The 12,378-nt window shown below is 46.8% G+C and carries 10 protein-coding genes; 9 read left to right on the forward strand and 1 reads right to left on the reverse strand.

Features of this window, described 5'->3' with window-relative positions:
* A partial coding sequence (locus tag HQN88_RS37305; protein ID WP_216855680.1) for a hypothetical protein occupies positions 1-203 on the forward strand: 203 nt, incomplete at its 5' end.
* On the opposite strand, the gene HQN88_RS09690 is transcribed toward HQN88_RS37305, so the two are convergent.
* The gene (locus HQN88_RS09690) at positions 195-803 is read right to left on the reverse strand and encodes a DUF2087 domain-containing protein (protein WP_173110518.1); all 609 of its coding nucleotides are present in this window, start codon (positions 801-803) and stop codon (positions 195-197) included. The two genes, HQN88_RS37305 and HQN88_RS09690, sit on opposite strands and share 9 nt — an antisense overlap.
* A gap of 161 nt (positions 804-964) precedes the next feature.
* On the opposite strand from HQN88_RS09690, the gene HQN88_RS09695 reads away from it, so the two are divergent.
* The 8 genes from HQN88_RS09695 to HQN88_RS09730 all read left to right on the forward strand — a co-directional run bounded on the left by HQN88_RS09695 (position 965) and on the right by HQN88_RS09730 (position 12,356).
* Entirely contained in the window at positions 965-1,606 is a 642-nt protein-coding gene (locus HQN88_RS09695) for a futalosine hydrolase (protein ID WP_216855681.1), read from the forward strand.
* Between the two features lie 2 nt (positions 1,607-1,608).
* Entirely contained in the window at positions 1,609-2,451 is an 843-nt protein-coding gene (locus HQN88_RS09700; protein ID WP_173110520.1) for a 1,4-dihydroxy-6-naphtoate synthase, read from the forward strand.
* Between the two features lie 216 nt (positions 2,452-2,667).
* Positions 2,668-4,425 (forward strand): sensor histidine kinase, encoded by a 1,758-nt coding sequence (locus HQN88_RS09705; protein WP_173110522.1) that lies wholly within the window; start codon positions 2,668-2,670, stop codon positions 4,423-4,425.
* A 3-nt stretch (positions 4,426-4,428) separates the two neighbouring features.
* A complete protein-coding gene (locus HQN88_RS09710) occupies positions 4,429-5,169 on the forward strand; it encodes a response regulator transcription factor (RefSeq protein ID WP_173110524.1) in 741 nt (246 codons plus the stop codon).
* Between the two features lie 160 nt (positions 5,170-5,329).
* Positions 5,330-6,649, forward strand: a complete 1,320-nt coding sequence (locus HQN88_RS09715) for an ABC transporter substrate-binding protein (protein ID WP_173110526.1) — start codon at positions 5,330-5,332, stop codon at positions 6,647-6,649.
* A gap of 180 nt (positions 6,650-6,829) precedes the next feature.
* Positions 6,830-7,786 (forward strand): carbohydrate ABC transporter permease, encoded by a 957-nt coding sequence (locus HQN88_RS09720; RefSeq protein WP_173110528.1) that lies wholly within the window; start codon positions 6,830-6,832, stop codon positions 7,784-7,786.
* Positions 7,776-8,618: a carbohydrate ABC transporter permease gene (locus tag HQN88_RS09725; RefSeq protein WP_173110530.1), complete on the forward strand. Its 843-nt coding sequence runs from the start codon at positions 7,776-7,778 to the stop codon at positions 8,616-8,618. The genes HQN88_RS09720 and HQN88_RS09725 overlap by 11 nt, the downstream gene beginning before the upstream one ends.
* Positions 8,619-8,657: 39 nt before the next feature.
* Positions 8,658-12,356, forward strand: a complete 3,699-nt coding sequence (locus tag HQN88_RS09730; protein ID WP_173110532.1) for an Ig-like domain-containing protein — start codon at positions 8,658-8,660, stop codon at positions 12,354-12,356.
* The last annotated feature ends 22 nt before the right edge of the window (positions 12,357-12,378 follow it).

Below are 12,378 nucleotides of genomic sequence, written 5' to 3' on the forward strand. Positions count from 1 at the left end.
TGACAAGAGTGACAAGAGTGACAAGAGTGACAAGAGTGACAAGAGTGACAAGAGTGACAAGAGTGACAAGAGTGACAAGAGTGACAAGAGTGACAAGAGTGACAAGAGTGACAAGAGTGACGAGACCGGCAAGACTGACAAGAGTGACAAGACCGGCAAGACTGACAAAAGTGACAAGACTGAAGTACCACGTATTACGATAAGGTTTCCCACTTCGCCCACATTTCCCTAGGGTTCAACTCGTAAACCTCACTCTCCCGAAACATGAACTGGTGCATAATCAACTCACGGCGCAAGGTTGCGAAATCCGGATGGTAGTTTTTGAGGTAGAGGTTAAGCTCTTTTTCGGCGTAGGAGCGGCCCTTTTCAAGTTCAACAACTAGATGCTCTAGGACAATTAGTTTTTTCTTGAGCTGGGCGGGGATATGTTTGAGCTTACCATCGAGCGTAAAAAAGTTCCGTAAAACAGACTTCTGAAGATTTGAATTTTTGTTGTCTTCCGTTTCCATGGATGAGGGTGCCTCCTTTTTGTTTTTGAAAATCAGGTCAGCGGTCGTCTGACCGTAGCTGCGAATGGAAGCGTCATTCAAGGTGAAATAAATCGTGTTTTTGTCACGACGCTCATGAATCAAGTTGGCTTCGCGAAGTTTTGAGGCATGGTGGGTAACGGTCGCGGGAGTTACGCTCAGCTTCTCAGCGAGTGTTTGGCCATTGGATTCGCCGTCCGCTAACAAAATAAGCATGCGAATACGCGTAGCATCGGACATCGCTTTGTGATAGGTGAGGATTTTATCCAATTGCATATAAGAACAACTCCTAAGAATCTAATTTAATGATAATCAAATTTTATTTATGTCTAATTAGATGATAATTAAATTAGATGATCGTGTCAAGCGCGAAAGTTTCCTTCTGGACAGGTGTCATGTAAAATACGAGTATAGAAGTCAAAGCTTAAAGGGGAAGAATGATGCGAATACTTGTCATGACAGCAGTCGCTCCCGAACGAGATGCTATACAGCGCGGTCTTGGTCAGGATAGCAGATTTGAATATGCTTTAGCTGGTGTAGGGCTTGCTGCTGCAGCAGTGAACGGTGCCCTTGTGCTTGCCAAGGTCGATTATGACTTACTGATTATCGCCGGTATTGCAGGCGGTTTCGTAGGTCAAGCGGACGTTGGGTCGCTTGTTGTTGCGAGCGAAATCATCGCCGCCGATCTTGGCGTTGAGCTGCTGGACGGCTTCAGCAGCTTGGACGAGCTGGGCTTCGGCACAACGCGCATCAGCGCGAACGCCGAACTGGCCCAGCGCGTGACGGCGGCGTTGCAAGCCGCCGGCCTGCAGGCGCAATCGGCGCCGGTGCTGACGGTGGCCACGGCCACCGGAACAGCGGCAACCGCCGCTGCGTTGGCAGCGCGCGTGCCTGGCGCTGCCGCCGAAGCCATGGAAGGCTTCGGCATAGCGACAGCTGCGCAGCAGCGCGGGGTACCCGTGCTGGAGATCCGCGCGATCTCCAACGCGGTCGGCCCGCGAGACCGAGACGCCTGGCGGATCGGCGATGCCTTGAAAGCTTTAGAAGCAGCAGGTTCAGTCTTAGCGGAGGTGCTTTAATAATGAAAATAGCGTTCTCACCTTGTCCAAACGATACTTTTGTTTTCCATGCCTGGGCGCATGGCTTAATCCCGGGCGCACCAGAGCTCGATGTCCTCTACGCGGACATCGATATTACGAACCGTCTGGCCGCCGAAGGCACCGGCCCCGACGTGCTCAAAATCTCCTACGCAGCACTCCCTTGGGTGCTGCAGGATTACGCCCTGCTGCCCTGCGGCGGCGCCTTGGGCAGAGGCTGCGGCCCGCTTGTGCTGACGCAGCCAAGCGGCAATGCCACCCCGGACCCGGCTGCCCTTAGCGGCCGCCGAGTTGCCGTGCCAAGCGAACGCTCGACGGCGTACTTACTGTTCCGCCTCTGGGCCGAACAGAACGTGCCTGGCGGCGTTGGCGAAATCGTGGTCATGCCGTTTCACGAGATCATGCCCGCTGTGCGGGACGGCCTCATCGATGCCGGCCTCGTCATTCATGAAGCGCGGTTCACGTACCCGTCGTACGGGTTAGCGCTTCTAACAGATTTGGGCAGCTGGTGGGAGCAAGACACCGGGCTGCCAATCCCACTGGGCGCCATCATTGCTCGGCGCACCATGGATGTGAAGGCGCTCGCGGGCTGGGCTCGCGCCTCCGTCGAATACGCGTGGGCGCATCCGGAAGCTTCGCGTGACTATGTCATGCAGCACGCGCAGGAGATGGACCCGCAGGTCGCACAGCAGCACATCGACCTGTACGTCAACGAGTTCACCGCCGATCTAGGCGATAGCGGATATGGCGCTGTATTAACCTTGCTCCAGCGTGCAGCGGAGACAGGTCTTGTGCCGCAGATGGATTATGCGGCTTTACTGAAATAGCACGGGTATAGAACAAGGCTGTCTTCCTCGTAGTTGAATCTACTTGGAAAGACAGCCTTTTTGTGTTTTTACCATCGCGTAGCCCCACACAACACTCCTAATCACCCTTCATTTACACACTCAAATATAAAGTAAAGTTAAAGTAGATTTGTCCCCATGGAGCAATCATAATTGGCGTAAGCAAGAATACTTGGGTTATGAGGTGGATGATTCAGAATGCCAACGAAGCTATTTCTATCCTTACGGGGCAAGTTCATTATTTTATTTGCTTTGCTCATTACGGTTCCCTTCTTTATCAGCGGATGGATTACCTACTATCAATATATCTCGAATGTTGAAGAGGATTCCCGCAAATATACGCGCCAAATTATTGAACAGGTCCAGATTAATCTGGATCGATATATGAAGGACATGGATCGCATTACGATGGCGCCCTATTATAACCAAAACGTAATGAATATTCTGAGAAAACACCCAAGGCAAAGTAACCCCGTATTTGTGACTTCCGATGAATACAGCAAGATGAATTTAATGATTTCTTCACTCACCTTTGATCGAAGTGAGATAAGGAGTATTTTAATTTTTGCGCTTGATGGGAACTTGTTTAGCAACCTGGAGACTACCGTTGATCGATACTGGGAAGCTTTAAGCAATCCGTGGATGGCAGATGTTCAGAAGGGGGACGGTTCAATTGTCATATTGCCGCCTCACGACGCAGGCTACTATTTGGATGGCACAGAAAAGGTTATTTCCATTGCACGTGTTGTTAGAGAAATTTCCACTAATGAATATTTGGGGATCGTGAAGGTTGATCTAACTGAGATGGGTTTCAAAAGCTTGTTAGATTCCACGAATTATAACGGCAAAAGTCAAATCTATATTTCAGATCGTAATGGTGATGTGATCTACCCGATTGATGGGGGGGATATGGATAGTTCATTGAGCTGGAAGGAAATTAACAACAGCAAAGAACAAATTTCAGCAAAGGTAAGCTCTGAATTTTCGGGTATGCAAGTGACGGGCTTTATTCCAAAGAGTGAGGTAACCGCGGGAGCTCGCAAGCTAGTGAGGTCTACGATGATCGTTTCGGTTATTTCGATGCTAGTTGCTTATCTCCTAGCCGTTGTAGCATCAAGCCGTTTAGTGAAGCCGATTCGACATCTTCAGAAGAAAATGAAAAAGGTGCAGATGGGTGATTTTGGGGAACGAGCTGAAGTTGCTTCTCACGATGAAATTGGCCATTTGACAGGCGGCTTTAACATGATGGTAACAGAAATCGAGCGCCTGATTAAAGAAGTGTATGAAAGCAAGCTTCGTGAGAAGGATGCCCAGCTATCGACGCTCGAGAGTCAAATTAATCCCCATTTCATCTACAATACGCTGGAATCGATCAACCTGATGGCTCTGGAATCGAATCATCCTAAGCTATCCAGTGTTGTCGTCAGTTTAGGCAGGCTGCTGCGATTTACGGTAGATAAGGATGAGCGCCTTGTCTATCTGAAGGACGAGCTGTTATTCGTGGAATCCTATATTCAGATTCAGTCGTATCGATTAGGTGGACAGCTTCAGATGGAGCTTGATGTTGACATGGGGCACGAGGAGTATCTCGTTCCCAAATTAATACTGCAGCCTTTGATCGAAAATGTCATTGAGCATGCGATGGAAGAGGACCCTGTCATCGTTCGAATCGCAACATATCTAGAAGAGGATCACTTTGTCATCACCGTTTCAGACGATGGTAAGGGAATTAGCGAGGAAAGAATGAGGGAGGTAGAAGCTCATATCTACAAGGAAAGCAATGAGCACGGCGCAAGGGATGGCTTCGGTTTCAAGAAGAAAGGCTTCGCACTGCGAAATGTTCACTGGCGAATCCGACTCTTGTTCGGACCGGAATATGGGCTGTTTTTGGATAAAACCGATAGGCAAGGTACTCATTTTATTGTGAAAATTCCATTGCAATGGGAAGGGGAATGACCAATGCTTCGCATTTTGTTAGTTGAGGATGAGATTAATCTTCGGAATGGTTTTCGTCATTTACTTGAGCATATCATAGGCGGCGTTCAGGTGGTGGGGGGAATGTCCAATGGTGTGGAAGCGATTGAATGGCTGAAAACAAATACGACAGATGCCGTCATTACGGATATTCGGATGAAGGAAATGAACGGGATTGAGATGATGCGGAGGCTTAGTGACCAATACCCTGATCTGCCAGTTGTCATCGTTAGCGGGTACAGCGATTTTGAATATGCACGGGATGCATTAAGGTATCATGCTGCGGATTATTTATTGAAGCCTGTAGACAAGGCTGAACTAGCCATAGTTATAGATCGATTAAAGAAGGAACTCCTCAAAAATAATCCTTTGCAAGCCGAAATGGCCTTTTCTGCCAAGGAAGGGCAAGAGGAGCGGCAAATCATAAGGAAGGTTAAGGAGCTTATCGACAGTCATCTAGATCAGAACATCTCACTGCAATACTTGGCGGATCAGGTTTTCTTAAACCATAGATATTTGTCCGCATTGTTCAAGTCGGAAACGGGACAGAACTTATCGGAATACTTGACTCAGCGCCGTATAGAGAAGGCCAAGCAGCTATTAAAAACGACACATATGAAGGTTCAAGACATTGGCAGAATGTCGGGATATCCCAATGGCAAGTATTTCATGTCTTTATTTAAGCAAGTTGTTGGGTTGACGCCATCCGAGTTTCGAGACCAATAGGAGTACGAATATGCATGCAGATTTTAAAACCAATATCGATACAATTCGAACCTATTCTGAACTTTAGGCCATAAAAGAGCGGGATTGTTTTCTTTATAATAAAGTTTGTAAACGTTTCACTGAAGCGGTTACATAATACAAATTAAAGGGGAACCCGAATATGAATAAAAAGTTTAGCTTACTTATGGGCACGCTGCTAGTCACAACGTCAGTCGTAACTGCCTGCGGTACCAAAACAGATGCGCCGGCAGCGACCGGAGCTGCAACAGCGCCAAGTTCATCAACAGAGGTGAAAGCTCAGAAGCCTGTCACCCTGAAATTCAGCATATGGGGCAACGACACCCACAAGAAAATGTATGAGGATATGATTGCCAAATATAAAGAGAGTAACCCGAACATCAGCGTGGAGATTACGATCATTCCTTTTGCTGACTACCAGCAGAAGCTATCCATCATGCAAGCATCGAATTCAGCTCCAGACGTCGCATGGCTCGCAGAACGTATGATTCCTCAATTCATTCAGGGCGGACAGCTTCTTGATGTTACTTCTTTGAAAGCGGATACGGCGTATAAATTTGATGAGGTGTATCCAACCACACTCGACTTGTTAACCAAAGACAGTAAAATCTACGGCATTCCATTCTCTACACCTACATCGATGATCTACTACAACAAAACGATGTTCAAAGCAAAAGGACTGGCAACGCCAACTGAGCTGTATAAACAAGGAAAATGGAACTATGAGGAGTTCCTCAAAGCGGCTAAGACATTAGCTGACCCTGGAAAGGGTGTGTATGGAACTAATTTTGTACGCAATGGTTGGACCAACTGGCCGGATGCCCTGCAAACGGTATTTAATTCATACGGCGCCGAACTGTTAAGTAAAGATGGTGCGAAGTTTACTTTGAACTCCAAAGAGGGCGAGCAGGCGCTTCAGTTGTATTCGGACATGATCTTCAAAGATAAAGTGCATCCGAAACCAGGGGATCAAACGACGTTCGACACGGGTAAAATTGCCATGCAAAAGGAATTGTTCAGCTATATGGGCAAAGCTAAGGCGATCAAAGACTTCGAATGGGATATCGCTCCATTGCCTCAAGGGCCTAAAGGTGCAGGCACTACAATGGGATATGCTGGCGTTGTCGTTATGAAGGACAGTAAATTCCCGAAAGAAGCAACGGACTTCTTAAAATATATTACGAATAATGAGAATATGAACATTACGAGCCAATATTTCGTGCCAAGCCGCAAGTCGATTTTGGAATCGGAGTCATTCCTGAAGCAAGGGCCATCACCTGAGAGTGTGAAGCTTGCCGTCATCGATCAAATGGTAGGCGCTACAACGTTGCCAGCTCACAAAAATTGGCAGCAAATTGATACGAAGATGCAAACGATTCTTGATTTGCTCTATGCGCAGTCGGGCACGGTGAAGGATGTATTGACCAAAGCCGAAAGTGAAGTAAGCCCGCTGCTTAAATAAAGAAACGCCACGGTAGTGGAGAAGTTTAGAGGAGAAGAAGGGTCTGACCGCGAGTGATGACCGGATTCTGACTAGATGCCTGAGCATGAGTCAGATCCCTTTTACTCGAAGCTTCTTGCACTGCTATGGATTTCGTGTGCTTTTTGATCGAATAACTTACAGAGAACGGAGAGAAACAACATGAATTCCGCAGGTGCGAAATTGACCCCATCCCTGCAGACAGGGCAACCCGTTTCCGTTCGGAAACGTGCCAAGAGCCGCCTTGCTTCAAGTGGGGCATGGTATGCATACTTATTTATTTCTCCGATGGTACTCGGATATATCATCTTCTTATTAGTTCCAATCGTGGCTGCATTCGGCATGAGCTTCACCAACTACTCTCTCCTTCACGATACAGCGTATGTAGGGTTGGATAACTACGAGAAAGCATTTCTGAACGACCCTTTATTTTGGAAGACGGTATGGAATACATTGTACTTTTCGGCGGGGCTCATTCCCTTAAATTTGATGCTCGCGCTTGGTTTAGCACTTCTGTTAAATAGAAAAATACCAGGAATCTCCCTGTTTCGAACTGCTATATTCACGCCGGTTGTGACTTCGATTGTCGTATGGGCGATTGTGTGGAAATACATTTTTGCGACGGATGCTGGCTTGGTCAATCAAATCCTGCAATTGTTTAACATTCAGGGACCCGCGTGGCTTTACAATTTTGGCTTGGCGATGCCAGTCGTTATCGTAGTCAGCGTATTGAAGAATGTAGGTCTGAATATGGTGATTTTCCTTGCTGCATTGCAGGAGGTTCCCAAAATGTACTACGAAGCTGCCAAGATTGACGGAGCCTCGCGCATGAGAACTTTCTGGAGCATCACTTTCCCGATGATCTCGCCAGCGTTTTTCCTGGCGCTTATCCTAACCTTAATCGGTTCATTGAAGGTATTCTCCCAAATCCAAGTCATGACGGATGGTGGTCCGGGGACTAGCACCTATGTGCTTGTGTACTATATTTATCAGCAGGCATTTAAGCAATTTGAATTCGGTTATGCATCTTCAATCGCTTTCATCTTGTTTTTCCTAGTACTGGTCTTGACCATCGTGCAATGGAATATGAGAAAAAGGTGGGTGCATCATGAACAATAACCAACGGGGCATACTTCGAAACCTGCCTATTTATACAGCGCTTTCCCTTATATCACTCGTTATCTTGTTTCCATTCCTGTGGATGATCACGACTTCACTTAAGGATCCGACTAAAATATTTCTGTTTCCGCCGCAATGGATTCCTGATCCTATTTCTTGGTCCAATTTTAAACAGGTTTTCGTTAAACAGCCTGAGTTTCCTCTTTACTTCTTCAATAGCGCTTATATAGCCATCGTGGTTACCATAGCGACTTGCTTGTTTGCGGCACTGGCTGGGTATGCGTTTGGCAAGATGAATTTTCGTTTCAAGAATATCATCTTCCTCATCCTGTTGACCGGCATGATGATTCCGACGGAAGTAACGGCAATTCCGATGTTCGTGTGGATGTCTAAGCTGCATCTGACCGACACACACTTCCCGTTAATTGTTCCTTCCGTATTAGGTGCAGGCGGCATATTCGGCGTATTTTTACTTCGCCAATTTTTCATCATGGTACCTGATGAGCTGGAGGAAGCGGCGAAAATTGATGGCTGCACACCATGGACAACATTCTGGCGTATCATGCTGCCGCTTTCTACGCCGGCGTTATCCACGCTCGCTATTTTTACATTTCTTCACAGCTGGGATAACTATTTCGATCCATTGATCTACATTAGCGATAATAAATTATTTACTTTACCTGTTGGACTCAAGTTATTTACGGATACGGCAGGGACAGATTGGCACTTATTGATGGCAGCCTCCGTAATGGCGACTGTTCCCCTATTGCTTGTGTTCTTTATCGCCCAGAAGCGATTTATCGAAGGTGTAGCTTTGACTGGTTTGAAATAAGTAGAGAAGACAATCTACCATTAAAAAGGAGCAAGACTGATGCTAAAAAAAGCGATAGCCAGTTTGATATGTTTTATCATGGTGCTGAGCATTGTAGTCGTTGTTAAACCTAAACCTGCGTCCGCTTTAGCGGGTTTTCCAATTTTCAAATATCAGGGGCAGGTCTTGGATCCACTGAAATTAAAGTATAATCCTACAGACGAGATTATATTTCCACAGGTTATTAACGCGAGGGAACATATCGCGAATCCGTTAGGCAATTATTATTTGTACTATGCTCCTCACGATGCGCCAGGAGGAATTAATCTGGCTTATTCCGATTCTTTGGACGGTCCCTGGACGGAATACGAGGCTAACCCGTTAATCGCCAATGTTTGGTCTCCTCATTACAGTGTGTCACATGTGTCCTCACCGTATATGATATGGAACGATGCAGCTCAGAAATTTTACATGTACTACCATGGGGAAAATACGACGACAAGGGTTGCCTCAACCTTAGACGGCATCAACTTTACGTATGAACAAAAAGCACTTGGCACTAGTGATTTTGTTGGCTTAATGGAAACCTCCTATGCCAAAGTGTTCAAGTATACGATTCCCTCCAAAAATAATACTTACATCATGCTGCTGATGGGGAATACCACAGCGAATAAAAGAAATATATATCTAGCATGGTCAAATGATGGTCTCAGCTGGACAACCCAAAAGAATCCATTGATTACCTCCAATGCATCTGAAGGAACAAACCTGTCCGGTCCTACTTATTTTCCATGGAATGGAAAGCATTATGTAGCTTACCATGCGTCTTCGGGCAATGTGCATATCACCGAGGTTGGTGCTAATTTTGACCTGGAGAACCATCTGGGCATACTGCATGACTCTGATGATGTGATTGACCGGGGACGAACGGCCTCGGCTAACTTTGTATATGACGGTGAAGATTTATACATGTTCTATGAGCAGGGCGACCGATTAGGCGGTGTGCTGGCCTATGCCAAGATGGATCCGAATGCAGTTGAGCCTATTGACGAGATACCCCCACTGCCGCCAGGCCCATTCAAATCTTTTAACGACGATATGAATAAGTATTCACGAGGCTGGTCCAAATTGGTCAATGGGCCTGGTTCCGTAACGCAAGATAGCGGGAATGTGAAAATTATAGACTCGAGCACCGCTTTTTCAACCTTTTTACTAAAAACCGATTTCACGCCTTTGGTGGGAGCCTTCACCGTAGAGTATAGAGCTAAGGTAAATACGGCAAACACCTTAAATGAATTTACAATCCGAAGCGGTAATTATCAGATCGGACTTTATTTAAAGTATGGCACACAAGGTACGGCGCAGAATAAAGCTAGCAGCCCAGTCAAGACTGCTACTTTGGATACAACCGTGTATCACGATTACAGAGTCGTTGTTCACGCTAATTATACGTATGACTTATACATTGACGGTCAACTGGCCTGGGCTGGAGCAGCTAGTTTAGGTACCGGCGGAAATGTGATGAAAATTGGTGGAGACACGTCTCCTATCGCTGATATTACATTGGACCATGTCAAAATGGGCAGTGGTGAAATCATTCCAGGAACAGCGGTTATTAATACGGTATCACCAGTTGACGTGAATACGTATGTCAACGTTGCTCCAACATTGCCTTCAACTGTGTCTGTTACGTATAGTGACGAGTCGGTTGAAACGCTGCCGGTTACGTGGGACAGCCTATCACCTGTTCAATATGCGGCAGAAGGTACCTTTACTATACAAGGAACTGTAGCGGGGACAGCCATACGAGCGGAGGCGCATATCACTGTAGGAGCTAGTCCGGCTGCTATCGTCAGCTTCGAGCCCAAGTTGGTTACGACCGCTGTAGGAGCAGCGCCAGTATTGCCTTCACATGTGACTGCTGTGTACGACGATCAGTCGCAAAAATCACACCCTGTCATCTGGGATACTGTGGCACCATCGCAATATGCGCAGGCAGGAAGCTTTGTTGTGTATGGTTCAGTAGAGGGGACAGATGTGAGAGCGGAGGCTCAAGTCACTGTCAATCCTAACCCGGCGATTGTTAGTATCAATCCGATTGGCGTGTTAACAAGTAAAGGTATAGCGCCAGTGCTTCCTACCGTAGTAACAGCCGTGTATGATGATCAATCGACTTCATCGCAGTCCGTTACATGGGATCTCGTGGATGCTTCTCAGTATGCTGCGGCAGGTTCGTTTGTGGTCCAAGGAGATGTTGCAGGCACAAGCATTCGCGCAGTAGCGAATATTACGGTAACGGAAATTCCAGCTGTTATTCTATCGATTGAGCCTGTAGCCGTAAGCACGACAACAGGGGTAGCGCCGATATTACCGACGGTTGTAACAGCCGTATATGATAATCAGCTAACCTCCCAGCTTCAGGTTGTTTGGGACAACATCGCTCCAACGCTTTATGCCCAAGCAGGTACCTTTGCCGTTCATGGATCAGTAGCCGGAACTGCGCTGCAAGCGACTGCGAATGTAACAGTGACAGCTAGTCCTAACCATGGAGAGGACCCGGATGATACGACGGACGATACGTCTAACGGATCGGGCAGCGGCGGCGGTGTCATCACTGTACCTGTTAAAGAAGAGCCCAAGGATCCGAATACATCCACAGTAATAATTCAAGATCTAGACATGGTTAAAGCCATTGAGGGAGCTGTTAACGGAACGATAAGCTTAAGTGTTTCAGCAGAGTCGACAACGAAGAAGCTTGTCATACAAGTTCCTGTTGCGTTGCTGAACAAAGCGGATGCGAACCAAGTGAAACAGATTGCATTCCATGCAGGCGACTCTAAGGTCATCCTACCTCTTCAAGCATTGAAGCAACAGGTGGGGACTGATGCGAAGAATATTCAGGTTGTCGTAACGAACGTTGAACAAGGAGCACTTTCCGAGCAGGTAAGACAATCCATTGGGAGCGGCAGTGTATTCCAATTTGACTTGCAAGTGGATGGAAAGTCGACGAAGAACTTGAGTACCGAGGGTGTCCGCATAGCCGTCAACTATACGCTGAAACCAGGAGAATCTCCAGAGAAAGTCATCGTAAGCTATGTGAACGCATCAGGGAAGTTAGAGGTAGTTGTGAACGGGGCTTACAATACAGCTACAGGACAAGTGGAGTTCACTACTGCAGAGCTTGGCAACTATGCTGTATTCTACAAGGATGTTACCTTCCAAGACATCAGTGATGTATCTTGGGCGCAAGCAAGTATTGACGCTTTGGCAGCGAGAGAAATAATCCGTGGCGTGAGTGAAGCGAGTTTTGCACCGAATAGCCCGGTTACAAGAGCAGAATTCGTGACACTGCTGATGAGAGCCTTCGGCTTCGATCAAGAACAAGCTACGTCAAACACCTTCTCAGACATTGATCAGAAAGATTGGTACTATAGCTCAACTGCGATAGCTAGGCAGCTTGGTATCATAAGTGGCCGAGAAGACGGAAGCTTTGGTGCAGGGGATGAGATATCTAGACAAGATATGGCGGTTATGGCTTATCGCACTTTACTGGCGCTAAAAGCAAGCATCCAGACGAATGCTGGCTCCAAGGAATTTAACGATGCGGCTGACATCTCGGATTATGCGGCAGAAGCAGTCAGCACCATGCAAAAAGCAGGTATCCTTGAAGGAAGCGACGGCAGCTTTATGCCAAGCGACAGCACGACAAGAGCGCAAGCGGCTGTAATCATATACCGTTTATTGAATAAGTTAAAATAATAGAACGATCGACAACTAAAAA

The sequence above is a fragment of the Paenibacillus qinlingensis genome (assembly GCF_013204845.1).
GTDB lineage: Bacteria > Bacillota > Bacilli > Paenibacillales > NBRC-103111 > Paenibacillus_E > Paenibacillus_E qinlingensis.